The sequence below is a fragment of the Paenibacillus sp. SAF-068 genome (genome assembly GCF_051967555.1).
In the GTDB taxonomy this organism is placed as follows: domain Bacteria; phylum Bacillota; class Bacilli; order Paenibacillales; family Paenibacillaceae; genus Paenibacillus.
This window is the reverse complement of the sequence record NZ_JBQCJX010000001.1, coordinates 1,082,577-1,106,125: the sequence shown is the minus strand read 5'-3', so window position 1 is coordinate 1,106,125 and position 23,549 is coordinate 1,082,577. Positions and strand designations below refer to the sequence as shown.

Annotated in this window: 15 protein-coding genes and 1 tRNA gene; 5 read left to right on the top strand and 11 right to left on the bottom strand. The window is 45.4% G+C overall.

The genetic code is table 11. The features are described from left to right. Positions 1-29 precede the first annotated feature (29 nt). The 3 genes from ACTHPG_RS04915 to ACTHPG_RS04905 all read right to left on the bottom strand — a co-directional run bounded on the left by ACTHPG_RS04915 (position 30) and on the right by ACTHPG_RS04905 (position 3,737). Positions 30-1,478 (bottom strand): helix-turn-helix domain-containing protein, encoded by a 1,449-nt coding sequence (locus tag ACTHPG_RS04915; RefSeq protein ID WP_440388010.1) that lies wholly within the window; start codon positions 1,476-1,478, stop codon positions 30-32. Next, the gene (locus ACTHPG_RS04910) at positions 1,471-1,617 is read right to left on the bottom strand and encodes a hypothetical protein (protein ID WP_440388009.1); all 147 of its coding nucleotides are present in this window, start codon (positions 1,615-1,617) and stop codon (positions 1,471-1,473) included. Before ACTHPG_RS04910 ends, ACTHPG_RS04915 begins: the two co-directional genes overlap by 8 nt. 68 nt (positions 1,618-1,685) lie before the next feature. Then, positions 1,686-3,737: an ABC transporter substrate-binding protein gene (locus tag ACTHPG_RS04905; RefSeq protein ID WP_440388008.1), complete on the bottom strand. Its 2,052-nt coding sequence runs from the start codon at positions 3,735-3,737 to the stop codon at positions 1,686-1,688. A gap of 389 nt (positions 3,738-4,126) precedes the next feature. On the opposite strand from ACTHPG_RS04905, the gene ACTHPG_RS04900 reads away from it, so the two are divergent. From ACTHPG_RS04900 to ACTHPG_RS04890, 3 genes are all read left to right on the top strand, one after another. After that, complete coding sequence (locus ACTHPG_RS04900; protein ID WP_440388007.1) at positions 4,127-4,546, top strand: MarR family winged helix-turn-helix transcriptional regulator; 420 nt, start codon at positions 4,127-4,129, stop codon at positions 4,544-4,546. Positions 4,547-4,573: 27 nt separating this feature from the next. Then, positions 4,574-5,224 (top strand): nitroreductase family protein, encoded by a 651-nt coding sequence (locus ACTHPG_RS04895; RefSeq protein WP_440388006.1) that lies wholly within the window; start codon positions 4,574-4,576, stop codon positions 5,222-5,224. A 98-nt stretch (positions 5,225-5,322) separates the two neighbouring features. Beyond that, on the top strand, positions 5,323-5,619 hold the full coding sequence (locus ACTHPG_RS04890) for a putative quinol monooxygenase (protein WP_440388005.1): 297 nt from the start codon (positions 5,323-5,325) through the stop codon (positions 5,617-5,619). A 129-nt stretch (positions 5,620-5,748) separates the two neighbouring features. Here the strand turns inward: ACTHPG_RS04890 and ACTHPG_RS04885 are convergent, their stop codons facing one another. The 4 genes from ACTHPG_RS04885 to ACTHPG_RS04870 all read right to left on the bottom strand — a co-directional run bounded on the left by ACTHPG_RS04885 (position 5,749) and on the right by ACTHPG_RS04870 (position 16,884). Beyond that, on the bottom strand, positions 5,749-7,098 hold the full coding sequence (locus ACTHPG_RS04885) for an FAD-binding oxidoreductase (RefSeq protein WP_440388003.1): 1,350 nt from the start codon (positions 7,096-7,098) through the stop codon (positions 5,749-5,751). A gap of 191 nt (positions 7,099-7,289) precedes the next feature. Continuing rightward, positions 7,290-7,817: a MarR family winged helix-turn-helix transcriptional regulator gene (locus ACTHPG_RS04880; protein ID WP_440388002.1), complete on the bottom strand. Its 528-nt coding sequence runs from the start codon at positions 7,815-7,817 to the stop codon at positions 7,290-7,292. A gap of 46 nt (positions 7,818-7,863) precedes the next feature. Further along, a complete protein-coding gene (locus tag ACTHPG_RS04875; RefSeq protein WP_440388001.1) occupies positions 7,864-8,673 on the bottom strand; it encodes a lysophospholipase in 810 nt (269 codons plus the stop codon). A gap of 387 nt (positions 8,674-9,060) precedes the next feature. Then, the gene (locus ACTHPG_RS04870) at positions 9,061-16,884 is read right to left on the bottom strand and encodes an immunoglobulin-like domain-containing protein (RefSeq protein ID WP_440388000.1); all 7,824 of its coding nucleotides are present in this window, start codon (positions 16,882-16,884) and stop codon (positions 9,061-9,063) included. Positions 16,885-17,279: 395 nt separating this feature from the next. Between ACTHPG_RS04870 and ACTHPG_RS04865 the strand changes: the two genes are divergently transcribed. After that, on the top strand, positions 17,280-20,909 hold the full coding sequence (locus ACTHPG_RS04865; protein WP_440387999.1) for an S-layer homology domain-containing protein: 3,630 nt from the start codon (positions 17,280-17,282) through the stop codon (positions 20,907-20,909). 321 nt (positions 20,910-21,230) lie between these two features. On the opposite strand, the gene ACTHPG_RS04860 is transcribed toward ACTHPG_RS04865, so the two are convergent. Beyond that, positions 21,231-21,303, bottom strand: a tRNA-Ala gene (locus ACTHPG_RS04860). 185 nt (positions 21,304-21,488) lie between these two features. After that, the gene (gene nrdR, locus ACTHPG_RS04855; RefSeq protein WP_124113841.1) at positions 21,489-21,956 is read right to left on the bottom strand and encodes a transcriptional regulator NrdR; all 468 of its coding nucleotides are present in this window, start codon (positions 21,954-21,956) and stop codon (positions 21,489-21,491) included. A gap of 116 nt (positions 21,957-22,072) precedes the next feature. Between nrdR and ACTHPG_RS04850 the strand changes: the two genes are divergently transcribed. Next, entirely contained in the window at positions 22,073-22,294 is a 222-nt protein-coding gene (locus ACTHPG_RS04850; RefSeq protein WP_017689472.1) for an alpha/beta-type small acid-soluble spore protein, read from the top strand. Positions 22,295-22,383: 89 nt separating this feature from the next. Here the strand turns inward: ACTHPG_RS04850 and ACTHPG_RS04845 are convergent, their stop codons facing one another. Beyond that, positions 22,384-22,947 (bottom strand): lytic transglycosylase domain-containing protein, encoded by a 564-nt coding sequence (locus ACTHPG_RS04845; RefSeq protein WP_440387998.1) that lies wholly within the window; start codon positions 22,945-22,947, stop codon positions 22,384-22,386. Beyond that, a complete protein-coding gene (coaE, locus tag ACTHPG_RS04840) occupies positions 22,944-23,540 on the bottom strand; it encodes a dephospho-CoA kinase (protein ID WP_440387996.1) in 597 nt (198 codons plus the stop codon). The genes ACTHPG_RS04845 and coaE overlap by 4 nt, the downstream gene beginning before the upstream one ends. Positions 23,541-23,549: the final 9 nt, after the last annotated feature.

The window sequence follows — 23,549 nt, the reverse complement described above, 5'->3', positions numbered from 1 at the left end:
ATTATTCCACGCTCTTCACTTGCACAATATCACCGTACAGTGACACCAAGCTGCTCTGCTACATATCGCATAGCCCACATGCGTCCGGTTGGACCCAACGTCTTGAAGAAAATGTCTCCAGCGTTATAGACACAGCCCTCTTGAACAGCCTTTAATGCCAACCATTCACTGGACTGCTGCAATTGCCGTAGTTGAGCGCGCGCCTCTTCTGTAGGATCGACCATTACAAATATATGATCCGCATCGTATAACTGCAAATCGCCAACTTTCGTCTCCACAGCCCACTGTTGTTCCGGAAAATGACCAGGCAAATGGAAACCTAAATCATCATACAACAGAGCCCCTGTCTGGTTATTCAACCCATACATTCGGTAGAAATGGGAGGACACCCGGATGAACATCGCACTCTGTTTCCCCCATCTCGATTGAATTCGTCTTCGAAGCACCAGACTCAGGTCAGCATGCTGTTCAATCCACTGTACAGCCTTTTCGGTACGGCCCATAATGTCTGCCATATACAGCAGTCTTTCGCCAAAATGGTTGGTATGCTCCAGCATAGCGGTAGGTGCGATATGATGCAGAGATTCATTCGGCTGCAAACGATCACTTGTGATGATCAGATCCGGTTGGACTCGCCTCAACTCGTCATAGTTGTGATTGAAACTGTCCAGGACAAGTCCCTGATGGCTGTGCGCTTGAAGCGCAGGAACAGCAACATGACGAGCCACTCTCTGACCATAAGATAGTGCGCACACTGGCGTCATACCAAGCGTTATTACATAATCGTCCAAACCATAATACAAGGTGGCAATGCGGCTCACTTTATTTTTCATATACAACGTTGGGGCGACACCTTCGTTTTTCTTGAAGACTCTGCTGAAATAGTGTTCGTCCCGATAGCCCACTTGCTCCGCAATTTCCTTGATTTTATCTGAAGAAAATAACAGCTGTTTGGCCTTCGCCATACGTTGTTTCATAATATATTCGATCGGAGTCATGTTTAATTGCCGTTTGAACGTTCTTATAAAATGATTCACACTCAGCCCTGCCATACGGGCCATCTGATCCATTCGGATGTCTTTCATATACTGATGTGTCATGTATTCAAGTGCCCGATCCATGCCTGTGACAGGTAGAGTTACTTCTTTCGCACAGATCATTAACTGGATCAACAACTGGTGCAACAAATGTTTCCTGCGCGTCTTCTCCAAACTCGTGAAAGAGTCTTTTCCACGTACCAGGGTATCCATCAACTCCTGAATAACAGGTGCGTTGGAGGAAATATTAAGCTTGCCTGTAACAGGAAAATCAACCGCACCGCTATGCCATGCATTTCGATTCCGGGTAAGTGCCACGCAGGAAAATAAAATGATCTGATATCGCACGGGGGCTTCCATATCTGTCTGAAACTCCACATGCATTCCTGGTTTCAACAAAAACCACTCGTCTTGGGACACCGTATGTACAACGTTATCCATAGACAAAGATCCCTTGCCAGCGAGAACCCTGCAAATGGCGAACCGCTTCCAGATCCTGCGCTGGACAGCCCCCGGATTGCTGACGTAATGGCAAATGTGGACAGAAGTGAAATAAAGTTGCTCCAGTCGTTGTACCCAATCATTTTCTCCCATGCTGACGTCCCTTCCCAGTTCGGATCGAACCTATAACTACCTGATTACACTTAATTATTTTGCTTTCAGCAATATGTTTGTGATCGTATCCAGCTGCAATTCCAGTGAATACGGATCTTCCATCACGAACTCATCGCCTTTGTCTCCAAAGGAACCATAAGCATAAACCTGACCTTTCTGCACAGCGGGAAGATGCTTCCATACCTCACTGTTCAGTACCTCATCAGCGTCTGCGTCTCCCGAACCATATACGAAGATATGATCTCCCATATACTCCGGCAGCACTTCAAGGGAGATATTTTCGAACCCTTCCTTCATCTCCAATGCCTGCTGAGTAGGAGGCAATTTCAACATTTCATAAATGGTCGAGCTGCCGTAGTTACCGCCATCTGCCCCCATTACATACATCGCTTTGTTACCTATCTGTACAATGGATACGGTCTCCCCATCTTTAATAATACCATCGATCCGATTTTTGGCTTCTTCGACCTTCTCTTCATAGGTTGTAATCCATGTCTCTGCTTCCTTCTCTTTCCCAAACACACCAGCGATCCGGCGCAGTTTTTCCAGTGGACCTGAAGTTGTTTCACCCTCCCAATAGGGTAAAAAGACAGTCGTTGCAATTTTCTCGTAATCCTCGATATTTTTATCAATGGAACCGATGATAAGATCGGGCTCAAGCGAAACCAGCTTCTCCAGATTCATCGGGAATTCTCCTCCCAAATCTTCAATACCGGCTATCACATCAGCAGGAATATTGGACTTTTCAATCCAGGATTCATTCAGCATGAACGTTCTCACACCAACCGGTATAATGCCCAGTTTCAGCAGGTACCCCATGTATTGATCCGAAGCAACACGCTGAGGGTTGGCGGGAATCACCACATCTCCTCTCAATGTAGAAACCGTTCTTGTCTCTGGTTGGGCAGTCGATTTGCCTGCCTCTGTTGCCTGGTTACCCGATTGTGTAGTAGTCGTATTGCTCTCTGTTTGCGAACCGCTTGCAGACGGTGCGGTACTGGAACATGCCGCGAGTAATAGAGTAAGACACAGCAGCATGCTTACAGCTGTCATTTTGAATTTTCCTTGCATCAGTAATTCCCCTCCAACATTCTTGTGATATTGATAATCAATATCATTATATAGAGAGGTATGTAGCGGATGAAGGGCATTTTCTTGCATCACAGTGGGCAAATCTTGCTTTTGGTTCATTACCAATGCCTTTTTCGGCTTATCTAACCGTTGGCTTAGAGCTTTTTTGTAGCGAATTGGAGATTGTCCTTTGATTTTTTTGAAACTGCGACTTAGTGAATGTGCATCCAGATAACCAACTTGTTCTGCAATCTGTTGCAACGTAGCATCCGTGTGTACCAGAAGATGTGCAGCCCTCTCCATTCGGATCTGTGCAAGATACTGGATGGGACTGACGTTCAACTTTTGTTTGAACAATCTGGACAGGTGCCCCACGCTGCATTCCAATGCTTCCGCCATTATATCAAGAGCTATGGGTTCGTGCAGATGAGCATTCATATAATCAATAGCTTGTGTGACCGTATCCGGTTTCCATGGTTGGATGGATTGTTTATGTAAGTCTTCCAACAAAGAATATACCCATTGAAGAAATAGAGTTTTGGCATGCAGCTTTGCGAGTTTGGTGGACTGTTCCCACTCCCTTTTCAGTTCCTCCATACATCGATACATGTCCAGCGGACGGGTGGGTACAAGTGCATATTGGTCCTGGAACGGACGTTCATGATCCATCAAATGCTGAATTTCCATACCACAGGGCAACGCAAGAATGGTTTTGTACAAAATCATATAATACGCCACGCCCGAATCCGTCTCCATGTTTAAGTATGCCTGCTTGCCGCCATGAATAACGTGGAATCCATCTACAATATAACTGTGTTGATCCATTCGTATTCGTGCGCTGCCATGGATGATATACAAATAGACACTCGCCGGTAGTTGATAAGTCTTCAGCTTCTCGCCAGGTTGCAAATTGTTTTGGCGTACATCGAGTATTTTGACAAAAACATGATTCCACAGCTTGATGTGATCATTCAAATTCATATCTTCTGTACTTACCCTCCGATCCAAATGCACCTTCTTACCTTCTCAGCTGTTGTATGAACTGCAACCTGTCACGTTCGCTCGATGTGCATATCTTTTTTATTATAGATCAATTGATAATAATTCTCAATAACTCCATCGATCGATATAAACTGATTCAAATGGACACCCTACATAGACGACAATGCTTATGTACCGTGATAATACAGGTATAATCATCCTCTTCTTCTGAACCTGTTGCAAAATCCTAAAAGGCATGATATATTAATTGAGCCATCAATGATTGAGGCATCAACTATTGATACATCAATGATCGAGAGCATCCAAATAATCATTAGACAATGGCATTGTATACTGCAACTTTTATTATTGGTTAACATGCGCCGTTGTTCATGATTCAGATTCACCCGGGAGGTCTAGTCATGACACGTATTGTTTCCAAAGAAGAACAAATCATCAATCTGTTGAACGTATTGGGTAACAAAATTAGTCCCAAGTTCGAACGCTGTACAGGGATCAGTTCCTCTCGCTTTGAAATTCTGCATGAGCTGGATCAGGTAGATGAGATTAACCAATCCATGTTGCAGAAAATCATTAACATTGATAGTGCTGCGATTACACGCCACTTGAAACAGCTTGAGGTTGACCAAATGGTTACAAGACGCAAGAATCCTGAAGATAATCGGGTAACTTTTGTTCGTTTGACGGACCACGGTCGGAAGCAGATTGAAGGCTACAAAGCAGAGAAGACCAATTTTATCAACCAGATTTTACAGGATTTCAGTAAGGACGAAGTTCAGGCACTCGCCGATTTCCTGGAACGTATGCAAAACAATTTTTAAACCCATATATAGAGGAGAGATCCATTCATGAGTACAATCCAAAGCAAATTCCAAAAAACCAATGATTTTAACGAAATTACCTACGGTCGTCGTTCTGTTAAACTTTACGATCCTGAGGTGAAAATCAGCCGTGAAGAAATGACTGAGATTCTGGCAGAAGCTTCCCGTGCACCATCTTCGATCAATTTGCAGCCTTGGCGCTTTCTGGTTGTAGATACGGCTGAAGGTAAAGAAAAGCTTGCTCCACTTGCGAGATTCAATCAGAATCAAGTGTTGACTTCCTCCGCAGTCATTGGCGTATTCATTGATATGAACAATGCCGAACATATGGAAGAGATTTTTGGTAAAGCTGTAGAACTGGGTTATATGCCACAAGAAGTCAAAGATATGCAGTTATCAAAAGTATTGCCTTATTATGAAAGTATGCCTGCTCCCGCTATTCGCGAAGTCAATATGATCGACGCTGGACTTGCTTCCATGCAATTAATGCTTGTAGCACGTGCTCATGGTTATGATACCAACCCAATCGGCGGTTACGAAAAAGATCAAATTGCAGAAGCATTTGGCATGGACAAAGAGCGTTATCAAGCAGTTATGTTGATCTCTATTGGTAAATCAGCCAAAGAAGGTCATCCGTCCTACCGTCTGCCTGTAGAAACCATCACAACTTGGGCATAATAACAGGAACGTCATTCCCTGTAAGTTACGGTTATATTGGTCAATAAGCATACATTCTTAACACATTCCAAACAAACACAATATGGAGGTTACACATTATGATTATCATTCACGCTCATTTGCAGGTTAAACCGGACCAAGAACAAGCATTCCTCGCAGCTGCGAAAGAACTGATCGCTGCAACACGTCAAGAAGAAGGCAACATCAGCTATGACCTGGCAAAAAGCACTGAACACGAACAACAATACACAATGATCGAGCTGTGGAAAGATGAAGCTGCTACAGCATCCCACAATACAAGCACACATTTCCAAGCTTTTGTTCAACAAGCAGCAGCATTTATGGCCGCTCCTATGAACGTTGAAGTATTTGCTGGAGAACAAGTTAAAGCATAATAGCAGAACAGTTGCCATGCGTATCTAACATGCGAAGAAGCTGCTCTTGGTCATATGACCGAGGGCAGCTTTTTGGTTTCCTTTTTTTAAAATGTGTTCACTTCAGATCCACGATTTCTTGGTACTCAACTACACCATCCGGGCGGGAGTGATACTTTGCGGATTGTTAAACACATTTTTCGGGTCGTACTTGGCTTTGACTCTCCGCAGTCTGGCATAGTTGGCTCCATAGTACACTGGACCGGAATTTTTGATTCCTTGGTCTGGAACGTTGATATACGAACCGACAATGTATGGTTGCAATTTCTTGCGGGTATTACGAGCTAGTGCAATATTTTTGGCGGCATGGGATGGTTTGATCCACGTACTGGTCCATTCCACATAGAACTTCTCTTTCCGCCAGAAGAACGCGGTTGATCTAGGCGATTTGCGACTTACTGCTCCGCCCCAGTTGAGGAAATAGAACCCGCCTGGCCCCTCTTCCAAGTTCTCCAAGAATGCACGCATCGATTTGATGGCTTTATCGGGGAATGGTTTTCGTCCAAAACCGGACGAGAACTGGTTACTGTACCTTTGAGTTTCGATCGGATCAGGAAGCAATAAGAACTTTACAACTTCTGTGTATGGTAACAAACGAACGATGGTACTTGTCGGTGTGCCGACACTCGTAATCGGCTGTAATAGCCGGAGAGCCTCCGTTTTTGACCCTAGGAACAGCCCCTCCATGACGACATTGCCACCCTTTTTCGGTCCGATGGACAACTCGCTGCCCAATCTCGTATCAACAGAGGGAGCCCACTGCTGCCATACTTTGAGCACCTTTTCGAATTGAGCCCATGGCCAGGTGATTTTAAATACTGTCGCCTTCGCTGGAGCCCGGCGCACTTTGAACTTGTAGCGGGTGTACACTCCGAAGTTACCACCTCCGCCTCCGCGCGAGGCCCAAAAGAGATCTGCATTGCAATTTTTATTGGCTCGAATCACTTTTCCTTTGGCATCCACCATCTCTACTTCAAGCAAGTTATCACTGATGAGACCAATGGTACGTTGGAGAGGCCCAATTCCCCCACCTAATGTAATTCCACCGATCCCTACAGTTGGGCTATCACCAAAAGGAGCTATGAAACCTTGCTTGGCAAGGGTATTCGCAATTCTTCCCACGCGGTTTCCTGTTCCAACAACAACCGTTCCATTCTTTTTATCAAGCTTGATCGAATTCAGATCACTCACATCAATCACGATACCGCCGTTCACCTGCGAAAGGTTTACTTCAAGCGCATGTCTGCCGCTCCGCGGCCTGATCGGAACATTGTTTTCACGAGCCCAACGGATAGCGTTGGAGACATCTTTCGTCTTTTGGGCAAAAACAAAAACTTTGGGGTATCTGTCGGTATGCGGGTCCCAGTTCTTGCGCGCCGCTTCATATCCTGGATCACCTTTGTAAATAACCCGTCCGGTAAGCTTTGTTGATGATTTCACACATCCCACTCCTTGCTGAATAATTGTCCTACAGCCTCTGGTGCCTCAAGCACTTTATACTGTATGACGGACATTCGCGGAGGGAATGGGCTAGGGCCTTAATTTCAAGGTTCATGTCTCAGAGCAAGCAAAAAGGAATTTCCCTTTCAGGCCACAGACAGCCTTGAGGAAATTCCTTTAATGTTGTTGAACTAGTCTCTGCTCAAATCGGAATCAATTCTGATTAACTTGCGCGCTTCCTGTTCCTTTTCCCCATACCAGACGAGCACGTCGGCAAACAAATCCATGATGCGAATAAAGTTCTGCTTGTCCGCATCCGAAATCTGATCTGCATACTTGAAAATCTCATCAAAGCAAAGCTCCCTTACAAATTCAGTGTACTTCGCATATACCTCGCGCCCTTTTGCAGAAGGTTTGACGTAGATGTCTTTGCGGTTGCCGCTTAAATGAAATTTTTCGAGCAGACCTTTTTCCGTTAGATTCTTCACGTTCTTGGAAAATGTACTACGGCTTACGCCCAAGCGTGCGGCCATTTCCGACATCTTCTCTTCCTTGTCCTCGGCTTCCAGAATGTATTCCAGCGTCTGAATCTGTGAAGCCGAGAACATCATATCCGTACCATAACTTCGCTGCAACTTGTAGGTGTTCGAGTATGCATTGCCGTATTTGATAATTTTCTCAATCAGTGCCCGATGGTCGCCCATCCAATCTAATTTCATGAGTAATCCCTTTCATATTCAGATTCTCTCTCTTACTCTACTGAAATCAGATTCGTTTTTCAATCCATGTAATTGCTTCTTCAATAACATCATCACGAGTCGTTTCATTAAATATCTCATGCATCAGATGAGCATAGATTTTGAGTGTTTTATCTGTTGAAGCAATATCCCCATAAAAGTCACGAGAATCCTGTTCACTGACCAGCCCGTCATTGGACCCATGCAGAACAAGTACAGGATCTGTAAACTGCTTAGGGTTCTCCTTCAGCCATGCTATGCCATTTCCCAGGCTGTTAAACAAATCTACAGAGATCTGCTTTTCCACCAGTGGGTCATTCGCGTAAGCGGATACAACAGCGGGATCACTGCATACGCCATTGCCCAGCTCATTGGGGAAATAGGTGCCTGTAGGAAGATCCATCGGCAGTTCTCCGGCAACTTTTGTATTGTAACGAGTAAGCGCTCCGGATAGTACGATGCCTTTGACTTTGCCAGGATATTTCGTTCCAAAGGATGAGGTTGCAAAACCACCCATGCTATGTCCGATAACAAACAGCGGAAGGTCGCCGCTCTCCTGCAATGCATTCTCCACTACAACGTTGACATCCTCTATAATCTGGTGGAAATCACTGTAGAACGTACGTTGTCCTTCGGATCTGGCATGACCGCGATGGTCAAACCGATATACGTTAAAACCGCGCTGGCTCAGCTTCTCTGTCACATAATCGTAACGCCCTGCATGCTCAGCGAGTCCGTGTACAATAACGACAGCGGCTTTTGCATGTTCAACTGTATCCTTGCTGAAATAAAGCTGTGTACCGTCAAAGGATTTGATTGTTGTTTCAATCTTAGTCATCGTTTCCCCGTCCTTTTGGTGGTGTCCAAGCTTAAGCTTCGAGAAATCACTTCCTCCGCCTACCGTGGACACGCTTATTATTATTTCTCTTAAAAATAATATTGTTTCTTACAGAAACAATATATCATCCGACGCGACTGTTGTCTATAACAATTTAAAAGCGCTTTCAATAAAAGTGTCGCTGCTATAAATCTTAAAAAACACTGCTGTCTCCATTATTCATAAAGTGAATCAAATGAAACATATCGAGGCTGCAAGGAAGAATCCAACCGATATCAGGGTAAAATAATGAGATTGTTGATGCCAGGTAAAGTTAGAAAAAAAACGCTACCACACGAGGTGGTAACGTTTTTCGCTTTGTTATTCCCTAATACAAGGAGCACGTGCCTACATCAAACCCAACAGTTTATAGATCATCACTGCTGCTTCTGCACGGCTGGCATTCTTCTTCGGTGCAAACTCATCGTTACCTACACCGTTTATGATGCCGGCTCTATGGATTGCCTCTACCGCTTGCTTCGCATAGTTTGCGATGCTTGCTTCATCCTTGAAGGCTCTAGCTTCAGAAATCGCTAACGCTAGTTGCTTCATTTGGATTGCCTTGTATACCATAACGGCCATATCTTCACGCGTAATGTTCTCATGAACTCCGAATGTTCCATCTGGTTTCCCGTTCACAATCCCCAGCTTCTGCGCGGTTGCGATGTTTCCATGGTACCATTCACCTTGCTTCACATCACTAAAACTTGTCGTTGCGCGCTCATCCGATAACTCCAACATATTCATCAGCATGGTGATGAATTCTGCTCTTGTCACTTGACCCTTCGGATTAAACTCGCCGACATTTACACCCTTCACTATGCCTCTTGCTCCCAATCCCGAGATCGCATCCTTCGCCCAAGCTTGGGTCACATCCTGAAAGCTCGTTGCAACATACGCTACCGTATACTTGCCTGGATACGTTGGCTTGAACTCTACTTTTCCCGTCGCTTCATTGTATTTACCATTTGTCACCACTCTTAGCTCACCGTTATCCTTCACATCGTATACGATGACGTTGTTTGGATTCTCCGAAACCTTTAATGTATATGGCAATGCAATCACGAGATCATCTCTACCATCAAACACTGTAAGCTTCTTACCATCCATAGTTAACTTGATATCGTATACGACCTCACCGGTTAGCCCAGCTTGTGCACCAGCTGACAGTTGATTAGCTGGTATTTTCTTAAGCGACAATCCTAACGTTGTCCCTGCGCTTGTTTCTGTTCCAAGCATTTCGGTTGCCACAGTTACGACTGCCGAGCCTGTGTTGATCTCGATGCGATCTACCGTAGACGTTCCACTTGTTAAACGCGGATCTACTGCTAGCTCAATCGTTATCCCGTTCAAGCTTTCATCAGCTTCGAGACGCACCCGTAGCTTACCGCCTGTCGTTTGATCAAGCGCACGCTTCACCGTATCTGCACTTAACTTCACCTTAGAAGCATCGCTCTCATTAACTACTGGTTTAATGTTTATTTGTCCGTTGTCCATCACAACTGGCTCACTTCCACCTGGAGTTGGTGGTACTGTAGGCGCAGGGATGTTACCGCCACCGCCACCACTTCCATCACCACTGCCTGGTGCTTGTGGCATCCCATCAACCAATGGTTTTACCGTTACGGTAGCGCTGTCTGAAAAACCACCATCTACCGTAGTTACTGTGATGATTGCTGTTCCTGATGCAACAGCTTTTACTTGACCAGTCGCACTTACAGTGGCTACTACTGGGTTACTTGAGCTCCATATTACTGCTTTTTTCGTTGCATTTGCCGGTGCGATCGTAGCTGTCAATTGCCCTGATTGACCTTCTACGATGGACAATGTCTTTTTGTCCAAGCTAATTCCGCTAACAGGAACGTTCTTCCCACTGAGTGCATCATACTCACTTTGTGTAATCGGAATTACGGTTCCGTGACGCGGACTAGCGGGTAAATTGTAGTTAGAAGATAATGTCCAGTCACCTGATGCCAGATTGGTTGTCTCGAATGGAACATACCCCCTTCCTCCAAACTCATCTACGAATAAATACCATTTTTCTTCTGTATTTGATTTGAAGATCGTTGGACCCTCAACCCATTTCATGTTACCCACACCTTGATTAATCAACTTGAAGGCTGGATCTAAGATCGAGTCACCCATCTCCTGAAAAATCATCTTGCCAAATGGAGCAGCAGCTCCGTTGTCTCGTTCATCCTTCGTAAAACGATACACTTTTCCATCGTGTTCAATCATCGTGGTGTCAATGATGGAATATCCATAATCCAAATATACTTGCGGTTCAGTAAACGTATAAAAATCTCTTGTCTTGCTATACATCATTTTTTGATATGCACTGCCTGTATGGGATGCATCATCGAACATTCTTGATGCCCAAAATACGATATATTCACCTGTTGTTTTATCGTACATAATTTCTGGTGCCCATGTATTACCCGCTTCTTCCGGTGCAACCTCTACCATGCGTTGATCTGTCCAGTTGACCAGATCATTCGATTCCCACACCATAATGGAACGACTGCCCCATGTTTGCGCTTTGCCCCAGTCACCATTGCCGTTAATTTTCAGATCCGTAGCGATCATGTAGAACTTGTCACCTTCAGGCGAACGGATAACGAATGGATCACGTACTCCCTTCTCCCCTAAGGTAGAGGTCAATACAGGTTTACCATTATTCAATTCTCGCCAGTTCAACGGATCATTACCGTTACTTAGTGCAAAGTGAACTTGCTCGCCTGTTGAAGTACCTTCTCCAGTGAAATAGGTGAAGAAGTATCCCGCATAATTTTCAGCAGCAGGCCGTTCCTTGACCTTCGCAATAAATTCCTTTGTAGTGGATGCTGAATTTAAAGTAATCGTAGCTGTAAGCTTCACGTCTATATCTCCACTACCGTGCGACGGACGTTGTACTTCACCAGTCACTGAAACGACGTTTGGTTGAGCAGAAGTCCAAGTAATCGTTGTTCCATATAACCCGGATGCCGGTAATGATATATGACCTCTCACATCCGTAATGTTATGAACGACTAGCGCTGCTTTTGCTTCATCTACAGAAGCGGTATCGCTCGGTAATGCCTTAACCATCAACGTAAAGGTTTTGTTAACGGTCTCTGTACCATCTGTAAATTCCGCTGTTAGGGTTACAACTTGATCGCCCGTTGCGTTAGCTGGTCTGGTTACAGTACCTGTATTTGAGATCACTCTGTCCTTATCTGAAGTCCAGCTTATTGTTGTGCCATACGCACCTGATGTTGGCAAGGTTACATTGCTTATAATCGCATCTTTGGATGTATTCGAAGCAAGCAGATCAGCAATCGTTAATTGCTCTGTCGCAGCCGATACCAGCATGCCCTCCATTTTAGCAATCTTCTGATCTGCACGAGCCTGAAGTGATGTAATATCTGCCGCAGTCATCGCACCATCATAAATTTGGAAGTCTGCAATCAACCCGCCGAAGTATGGATCAGCTGTATAGAATGACTTACCGATGGTTCCACTACTGCCTGAAGTATTTTTTATTTGTTCCAGTGTCATTCCATTCGTTGAGCCTACTGCAACAGCAACACCATCAATATAAAGCGTTAGTGTACCATCTGTACCTGAAACAACAGTCGTAACTACTTTCCATTCATTTTTCTTTAAGCCCGTGGTCGAGGTTGAAGACTCATTATTCCAGGCATTCGTCGCGATACCCAAACGGGCTAGACCGTTAGCGTTATACCGTGGTGTGAAATACGTATAGTGCGTATTATTGTTCGGTCTTCCTAATGCATATAACCACTCCGCAGCGTTTTTACCGCTCCAGTTCACAATTGATGAAACGGTAATATCCGTTAATCCATCGAGAACTCCTTGTGGCAGCTCTACATAGGAGTCCGTCCTGCCCCCATTAAAGCTCAACACACCAGCATCTTGTGTACGAATCCATTCTGCCTTAGACGGATTCATCCATTTACCGTTGAAGTTACCTGTTTGGTCAATAACCGTTGCAGTCGCACGATCGATATCGTTCATATCGTAGTGGAGAATAAGCTCAGCACCAGAGGGCTGCTCTACTGGAGGAGTAACATCTTCATCTGCTAATGCTGTAATCTCTTCACCGGATAATGCACGATTATAAATACGGAAATCATCCAATTTACCAGCAAATAGACGATCAGAGCTATTTCTCGATTTACCAATATAATTCATCGTTGTTTCCAGTAACATTCTCGGCTCCACGTTAAATGTCGAGCTACGTTTAACCTCTTGACCATTCACATACAATACTGCCTCGAATTCGTCCATTGTAATGGCAACATGTTGCCAAGTCTTTGTTGGCAATAGTCCGGCATTTCTCACTGCATATTTATAATCAGACCCTAGTTTTGTGGTGTCATTGCTGAATTTCTCAGTAAAAGGGGTTACGACAGCGAACTCTAAACTACCTGTATCCCCTTGTGTACTCAAGTACATCGTATTGCGATTCACCTGTCTGCCTGTTTCGGAAGCAAAATCAAATATTCTTTGATTTGCCTGATTTCGGTCCATTTGAACCCATGTAGAGAACGTAGCCTTCTCCAGATTCAAGGATTGAATCAAGTGATCTGGCAGCTTCACATATCCTGTTGACCCATTAAGCTCTAGCGAAGCACCCGAAATCCCGATACGATCCTCTTCATTAATCGTTGCTCCACCTAAGAGTGTTGCATGATGGCCATTGCCCGAAATGTCGTTTAACGTTGCCCCATTCACTGTATCTGCATCAAATGAGTAATGTACAACCGGGTCTGTTGATGGTGCTGGTCCTTGCAATTCATACTTCTCTTGCAAAGCATTATACTCTGCACGTGAAATGGGAATGACCGTTCCATGTCGTGGTCCTGGTGGCAGTGCATATTGATCACTGCTTAATACATTGTTTATATATTGCGTGCTGCTATCCAGATCTGTTGTGTATCGTACATGATAGGGCCATGAATCAAGGAACAGATACCATTTGTCTTTATGAATATCCTTAAAAATCGTTTGCCCTTCATTGTTTCCATTTTTTCCGATCAAGCCAAGTTTGTTATCACGTGTTCCAGGAACAGCGTTGTATTGAAGGCCATTTGCTGCAATACCGTCCTTGTCATAGTAGAAATTAGGTGCTTTCTCTACATAGACTTTCGTATTCACTTCTGACTTGGTGAATCGATACAACATATCATCATGCTCAATAAACGTCGTATCAATGGTTGGCAGTGACTCATCAATCATGACCGTTGGTTCAGAAAAGTTGTAGAAATCTCGTGTTGTCGCGTAGTACATCACATTGTACTGACCTGCCGGTCTTCCGTTAAAATCACCATATGTCTCTGTATTTTTCATCGATGATGCCCAAAATACGATATACTCTCCAGTTACCGGATCATAGATCGCTTCTGGTGCCCACGTATTTCCTCCCGTCTTGGGAGCAACCTCGATCATTCGCTGCTCGCTCCAGTTAACGAGATCCTCTGACTCCCAGACCATCATGTAATGACTGCCCGTAATTTGAGCCTGGTCGAAATCTGTACTTTCACCCATTTTCAAATCGGTTGCCAGCATATAGAATTTATCGCCTTCTGCTGACCGAATAATGAATGGATCACGAAGCCCTTTTTCACCCATATCCGATTGAAGGATCGACTTCCCATTATTCAGCGCTTTCCAGAACAATGGATCTTCAGCTGTAGCGAAGGAGATCTCTTCCCCACCCTCATATTCACCTGTAAAATAAGCAAAGAAGTATGCATCAAGCTGTACTGGCGCAGCTGCTTTTTTAATTGTAAGGTCAAACGTACGCTCTTCAGAAGCTGTACCATTCGTAATTGTAGCTATTAACGTAACAGGTACATCCATAGCTTGACGGCTTACCCAGCCTAACTGTGTAGCGTTTCCAGCCGCTTCGGCTGTCCCTTTAACTACTGTAGGTTTGCTAGATGTCCATGTAATGGTGGAGCCTTGTTCACCTGTAGTTACAAGACGTAGGTTGCCTTTAACATTGTCCGCATTGTAGATCTCTAATTGTTCAGCATCCAGATCAACCTTCTGCTGATCATCGAATTGCTTCAAGATCGTAACAGGGAATACAGCTTCTATAGATACGCCTTGATACGTTAAAGTAGCGGTAAGCTCTGCTTGAACATCACTTGCTTGAGCATTTGGACGTTGCACAGTGCCACTGTTAGAGATAACTGCAGGTTGACTGGAACTCCAAGTGATGGTTACGCCGTTTTTACCGCTAGTCGGCAAGGTAAGGTTTTTCGTTATCTGTTCAGCACTCTGATCTGCTTCGTCTAAGTAACGATCAATGCTAAGTTGATTCGCTGCATCATCAACAGTAAGCTGACGTATTTGGGAGATATGAGTCACGGCTTCCTGTTGATATAACTCGCCCATTTCTTGCTCCGTCAACGCACGATCATATACTCGGAAATCAGCCAAGCTACCTTGAAGATATGGATCATTCGCGAAGATGGACTTACCGATAAAACCAGAGAACGTAGCATCCGGATTAATGATGTCTGACAGCTTAAGTCCCTTCGTATTGCCTGAAGCAACCTTCGCTCCATCCACGAATAATGTCATCTTGTTGCTAGGTTCGGAGAAGGAAACGGTAACATGCTTCCACTGTCCACCGACCAGGTTGGAGTTGGCGCTACCTGTAACTAATGCTTCGTTCGGCCAGCCATTTTTGGATATACCTGTAGCAATCATATTGCCTGATCCGCTACCGTGACGTGGGGTTACGAAAAAATATTTGTTCGTTTCCGGTGTTAACACTGTACCCAATCCGAAAATCCAGCGATTCGTACCATCATTCGTCCAGTTCACGATGGAAGATACGGTAATTTCATTCAGACCTTGTAATAGATCTAGTCCGTTGGAGCCCTTAGGGATCTCAACATATCCACTATTCGATGTAGAGCTTCCACCATTGAAGGAAATAAAGCCCACTTCGCTATTTGAAATGAATTGTCCATGGTTTGGATTTTTAAATACCCCGTCGAATGTAACTTCCTTGTTGGCAACATCCTTCAGTACGAGTTGACCGTCTACTTCGGCAGTCGTTTTCATGTTGTAATGAAGAAGCAGATCATCGTTTAGCAACTTTTCTTGAACGGTAATCTGCTCAAACTCAATAGATCCATCCTTAGGCAGTAAGGTAACCATGAACTCCTTCGTTGCCTGGCTCCCACCTAGAGAAATGGTTGCCGTTAACGTCACTTGTTGCTCCATTTCTCGTAAAAACACTTCCCCCGTTGGACTAATCGCACTTTCATCACTGGAAGACCATGATATCGATGCGTCATACTTATCGGCAGAAGGAAGTTCAAGAGATTCTGTCACGGCAGATACATCACCTAACGTTAGCTCTATTTTGCTTTGTTGTATTTGCTTTTCATTCAATGATTGTTCATATACTTCGGCAATATTTTCACTACTTAGTGCCTCACCGTAAATTCTTAAATCTTGAAAGCTACCTGCAAAAGTAGCATCCCCTAGATAATTGGAGCGACCGATGTAAGCTTGCAAATCCGTACCAAAGCTTGCTGTTGTTTTCTCTTTGGCGACTGTACCTATACTTACACCGTTAATGTAACCTGTAATAGAGCGTTCTGTGATGACCGTTGTATAGTGAACCCATTGACCTTCGTACTGTGACGTAGAGGTGCCTGATACGCCTACCTCTGTCGTCCAAGGCTGGTCAACATTATTGCGATCTGTAAATACGGACTTAAAATCACCGCTTGGGTTGGATGGATTAAACATCCAGTAATTCGTTGGCAATTTATTATCAGCTGCTGGCGTACCGTAGAATAATGCGGAGTAGTTTCCGCTCCCCGTGTTACTCTTGATCCATACAGAAATCGTTGTATTTTCTTGATGATCAAACAAACCCGTCGGAAGCTGGACGTAGTTCGTATTACTATCGGTCCCTCCAGGTAGAGTAAGACCATCAGCATACGTAATGTTTCCTACAGCTGTTCCATGCTTGCCATGACCTGATTGATCCAATACATCCTCAAGCAGTGGATAATGCGCCAACATCGTTGGTGTTATTGTTTCCGCTGAAGCTTGATTGCTGAATGGCATACCCAAACTAAAACAGCTACTGAAGGTCAAAAGTAAAACCAAAGTTATGCTCGTCATTCGCTTTCGCATAGCATTCTTCCCCTCGTTTAATTTTCAGAAGCACACAAATCCATAGCTCACATGCAAAACAAGACCTACCTCACTCAAGGAGCTAAACCTTCCTCACCAAAATGAATACGCTTACATTCATTCTCATATTACGTGTTCAGATATTTCAATTCAATGTACTATCATGTTAATAATGTGGACTTTTTTATTGCAATCTGAAATTAATGCAGAATGCAACACCATTTTTATACTTCAAAGTAATCGTTTTCATTTTCGAATATACGCTAGGTTTAAATTAAAGGATTGCAGCCCTGATAAACATAATATATATAGTTGGGCGCTTGTAAAACGATTCCAAATATGGTGCAGGTTAACCTATGAGCGCACCAGATCAAAAAATAAGGAGGATTGCATCTATGCCAAAACAATTAAGAAAAATGCTCGCGCTCCTTTGCTGCTTGGTCATGGTGGCTTCGCTAATGCCTACCAGCTATGCTGCCGCCACTGACAACATCGAGAACGCAGAAGCGAATGAAACACCCACCGCCATGTTTGGAACTCCCGAACTCGGGTCAAACGATCCCCTCTGGGACCAAACCATGGAGCATCACATCAATAAAAGCACGGTACCCACCGACCCCAGACCTCATGCCATGGGTACAGCCAGAATCCTTTGGGATCATGACTACCTGTATGCTCGTGTAGTTGTGAATGACAATAATCTATATCAGGGAGCTGGCGCAGATCACCGGTATGACAGCCTGGAGTTTTATGTTGGCACCGGAACCGGAGGCTCGAACCAATGGCGCGTCAGTGCGACGGGCGTGTTTTCAGGGCAGGCCGCTCCAGGCAGGGCTACATGGACCCAGATTACGGAAACCGGATACATCGTGGAGATGAGAATACCCAAAAGAAATTTGACCTTTGAGGAGGGAAAGCTCACTTTTGAGGTTTACATCAATAACTCGACGGAAAATGGAGCTGACCGCTATGAAGTCGTTTCCTCTTTTGGAATTCCGGACGCGGCTTATACCAGCTCTGATTCATTTACAGACAGCCTGCAGCTCATTTCAGCCAATGAAGTGGACACCAGATTTTCAATCACCGCCACTGCGGGACCGGGCGGCTCAATCATGTCGAACCCACCCGGTGATGTTCTGAGAGTAGATCGGGGCTCTAACAAAGACATTACGTTCACCCCCGATTACGGCAAAATTGTGGATACTGTAACGGTAGACGGCGAGACCGTGACTCTATCTGCTGGCACGTATACCTTTTCAAATATTGAGGCTAACCATACTATTCATGTGACATTCAAAAACGATCCGGATGCGGGCATACTTCCCTTTATCGTATGGAATGACAACTTCGCCAGTGGCGAGTACACAACGGCTGTTATCATTGATTTAGGCGAGGGGAAGGCAGTGTTAGGCTCCGCGCTTAATCCGGACTTGTTAGCCTTATCGGCTAGGAATACGACCCTGAACGGTGAAGCAGTGACCTTTGAAGGACCACGCAAAATTACAAGGGTTTACGCTAATGACGAGCCTAAGGTACTCGGCTATGTGGGGCAGGTTAGCAACTCACCAGATTATCAGGACGGTCTGGCGAGCGGTCGTTACATCGTCGTTGAGTCTGAGTTTTATTCAGAGAGCGGCGGCAATACAACGCTGGATGGCAGCAGTAACTCGACAAAGCAGGTTTACACTATTGTCCAAAAAGGCGAAATCGTACTGACAGAAGGCAATCCGCTTCACAACGTGGTTTTTGAACAGGAAAAGGTTGTGAATCCAATCCTCGATAAGTTCACAACTTTCACGGACAATTTGGTCAATCGCTCGCTCTACCTTCATAAGGGTGAAGACGGTAACGTGATGAAAGGATTGCCGCTGTATGTTTATACTCACGGCATGTCACGCGGCGGCACAAATGCTGCGGCAGACCAAAAAGCGGCCATGAAATCCGCCAACGGCTCAGTCGCTCTAATGAAAAAGATGGAGCAAAATCCCGATAAGTATGCCAGCCATGTACTGAACATTTCCTATAATGGCGTATCTGTGCCCTCAACAGAAAATGTTAAGAAGGTCATAGACGCCCTGATTGCCAGCGGTGAAGTAGACCCTAACCGTGTTTACGCAGCAGGCTTCTCCTGGGGCGGTCAGTATACGAACAACCTAGTTAATAGCTATCCCGGCTTTTTCGCCGCAGCCGCCCCTATGGCCCCGGTAAGCGGTTCACCGAACGCGAAGGACAATGATGCTCACAACAACCTGGCCTATTGGATGTTTTTAAATGCTCATAATGTTGGAAGCTACCAGACTAACCTCAATAACTTTATCAATAACAATATGCCGAAAATGATCAACGCGAGGGCTTCGCGCTTTGAGAGTAATGAGGCACTTACGTGGCCCTACAATCAGTTTGATCAGCCGAATCTGAGGCCGAATCCAGCCAACACACCTGTTCTGGCTGATTATATAGCGCATGAAGTTGAAGCGGCGGTTCTTTATAACCAGATCACTATGGGAACTTGGAGTATAGCACCTACGGCGCAGTCCTCTAACTTGCCAGCTTGGAACAACGACTACACAGATGTATTTGATTGGATGTTCGCGCAGAGAAAACCGGTCGTACCCGATACGCCGAGCAGCTTCAAGGCGACAGCAGGTGACGGTCAGGTCACATTGAGCTGGACTACTCCTGCTGACGATGGTGGCAGCGCGATATTGGGCTACAAGGTATGGTATGGCAATATAACACCGATTACATTGGATGCGGCGAAGAACAAGTATACCTTCAACAACCTGACAAACGGCCAAAGCTACAGCTTCAAGATCGTTGCGGTGAACGCCAAGGGAGACGGCGCGGAGATCAGTGTGACGGCGATGCCGACGAAGACGACGACTCCTACCGTACCTGGTTCTGGTGGTACTACAGGCAATACGGGCAACACCGGTAATACAAGCAACGGTGGTAGTACACAAAACACCAACAATACGGGCATCGGGACAGACCCTGGAACTTCAAAATCGACCTACACAGTAAATACACCAAAGGATAAGCCCGCGATAACAGACAAAAACGGCAACACCACTCTACCCGGTGGCGGCGAAATTGCGACCAAAGGCGGGACGAAGATTAAGGTACCCGAAGGCACAACGATAGACTCATACGGTAAGGTGACCATTCCGGCGGACAAGAGCGCCCACGTGGAGCTCCCTAGCAGCAACAGCACAGTGACCATCTCGGGCGGCTCGACGATCGCGAGCGACGGTACGATCACAATAGGCGGCAAAGACGCGCATGTGAATCTGCCAAACGGTAATCAAGTGCATATCCACGGGGGATCGAAGATACGGAGTAGCGGCGCGGTTGTGGTAGGACTGAGCGGCGCAAGAGTAAGCTTAGACAACGGCTTGTCGCTGAACATACGTGAGGGTACGGAGCTGTCGTTCGATGACGCCACCCCAATCGGCTTCCTGGTGGTATCGGGCAACCCTTTCAGGGATGCCAACATAAACGACTGGTTCTACAACGATATCAATTTCGCCTACACATACGATCTTTTCAAAGGTACGACGTCTACGACGTTCTCACCGGGCACCGCAATGACGCGTGCAATGTTCGTGCAAGTATTGACCAATCTGGAGAACGTAAACCTCTCCAGCTATACGGGTTCCCGCTTTAGTGACGTGACGGACGGACAGTGGTACACGGCAGCAGCCGAGTGGGCGGCCGAAAAAGGCATAATCAACGGTACAAACGCAGACCTGTTTGACCCCAATTCACCGATGACACGCGAGCAAATGCTCGTGATACTGTACAACTATATGAAGTACAAAGGCTATGAGATACCTGAAAGCCACTATAAATCCTTCACGGACGAGAGTGAGATTAGCTCCTGGGCATTGGAGGCCGTTCAGGCGCTACAAGGCATGGGCATTGTATTAGGCAAGACGGACAACTTTTTTGCTCCCAAAGCCACTGCCACCCGCGCCGAAGTAGCTACTATCTTTGTAAGATTCGTCGAGTATCTGGTTAACTGAAAGCGTATACAGGAAAATGGAGACCCTTGCGGCTGGACAATATCCAGCCGGAAGGGTCTCCTTGTTTTCAAACTGCACTTTTTTGACAACTCTACAGTCAGGATTTAGAACCTTGTTTTTCACATCTAGAATATTCGTCCCCAAGCTCGTCCCCAAGTCCAAAATTCTACTTCATTAATTCAGTCAGTGAATCAAAAAAACACTAAAAAAACTTTCACTGTGACCATTCGTGTGACCACGACGATAAGAACAAAGCATTTTCTCATAGCAAAAACCCGTCAAACACTAGGAAAGCCTTGTGTTTAGCGGGTTCTTTAGTTATGGAGCCTAGGGGGATCGAACCCCTGACCTCATCGCTGCCAGCGATGCGCTCTCCCAGCTGAGCTAAGGCCCCGGGATATGAAATAGATAACTTGTCCAACACTGCTAACGTTCCACAGGCGACTCCTATATCATATAAAATCCAGCTTTCGCTGTCAATCACTTTTTCAAGATCCAAAGTGATTGGAGAAGAACAACCGATTTCACTGGCACACATGGACTGGAACTCCAGACTGCTCTTCTCCCTTTCCCACTTCACTAATCCTCCAGATCGTCTTTGGACAACAGGGATTTCAGTTCTTTCATGAACATATTGATATCTTTGAACTGGCGATATACCGACGCGAAACGAACATATGCCACTTCATCGACTGGAAACAACTGTTCCATCAATAGCTCGCCAATCTGGCGGCTCTCCACTTCAGCTTCAGCTGTATTACGCAGCGATTTCTCCACTTCAGATACCATCATCTCCAGCGTCTCAACGGAGACTGGACGTTTCTCACAGGCACGAATAAGCCCGCGGAGAATCTTGTCCCGGCTAAACTCTTCCCGGCTGCCATCTTTCTTAATAACGATCAGTGGAGTCTCCTCAATCATCTCAAACGTTGTAAATCTTCGGGCACACTGCTCACACTCACGGCGACGACGAATGGATTTTGCTTCGTTGGCCGGACGCGAATCAAGCACTTTGGTACCCATATAACCGCAATAAGGACACTTCAAATCAGATCACTTCCCACGTTTTACTTTTTACCACATATTCCCTGTCTTGATTTTGTAATGAAAAATGCATTGCCGAGACATAATACTTTTACCAACTCACGAGGAGGTGAACAGCAATGGCACAAAGCAACGGTAACTCCAACAACCTGGTGGTAACTAAAGCTTCCGCAGCACTCGAGCAAATGAAATATGAAGTTGCTCAAGAACTCGGAATCAGCATTCCACAAGACGGATACCAAGGTAACATGACTTCTTACGAGAACGGTTCGATCGGTGGATACATCACGAAGCGTCTGGTAACAATTGCAGAACAGCAATTGGCAGGTCAATACCAATAATATCTGCATCGTAACGTAATACGCTACACAGAGGAGCATGGAGCGGCCGGTGAATAACCGGCCTGCTCTGTGCTTCTACTTATATATACTCAGAACGTATTATAGATCTTTACATACTGATTATAATAGTAAATAACCCTTTGTACATAGTGACGCGTCTCACCAAACGGAATATCCTTCACCGTATCGATCGAGCCATCCCATACACCATCTCTAAGCCAACTATTTACCTTGCCTGGACCTGCATTATAGGCAGCGATCATGACCACTTCATTGCCCTCAAATTGATCGGACAGATTACGCAGATACCATGTGCCTAATTGAATATTTCGTTCAGGCTCATGCTTTAATTCATCCAGCGAAGTTTCGGGAATTTTGGCTTGCTCCAGTATCCAATTGGCCGTGTCCGGCATCAGTTGCATGAGCCCGATGGCACCGCGTTTGGATTCCTTGCTTGTCTTGAAATTGGTCTCCACCTTAATGATCGAAGCAATCAGAAACGGATCAACCTCATAACTCTGAGACTGGGCACGAATCTCTTCCTTATAATGGATCGGATAGAACCATGCCATCCAGTTTGTATTCAGAAACAACACCAATACAAAGGACACAAACATCAACAGCAGTACTCGTTTCTTGCGCAATATTCTCATAACAAACCCTTACGCTGTAGATATGAGTCAATTTGCTGCTCCGTCTCAGTCCATAAACCACTGTTGTCAATTACAATATCTGCCAGCTTCTTTTTGCGCTCAATATCCATCTGTACATCCATCCGGGCCTCAGCCTGTTCTGCAGTCATTCCATCCCGACTCATCAAGCGATCGCGTTGGACCGATCTGGGAACATAAACAACCATAACTTCCTCGAAACCCTCTTCCAGACCCGACTCGTACAGCAAAGGAATATCAGATACCACAAGTTTATCCGGATGTTGCACCCGGTATGCGGCAGCCCGTTCACGCATCTCTCGACGGATCGCCGGATGTGTGATCGCCTCTAATGCCTTTCGTTCCTCAGGTTGTTTGAAAACAATACTTCCAAGCTTTTTCCGATCCAGTGTTCCATCTTCATTCAGTATGGCTTGTCCGAACCGCTTAACAGCGGCGGCCAACACGGGATGCCCGGGCATCATAACTTCCCGGGCAATAACGTCTGCATCGATGAGCAACGCTCCCTTACTGGCGAGATAGGCGGAAACACTGCTTTTGCCTGTCGCGATCCCGCCGGTTAAGCCTATATTCATCGTTTCACC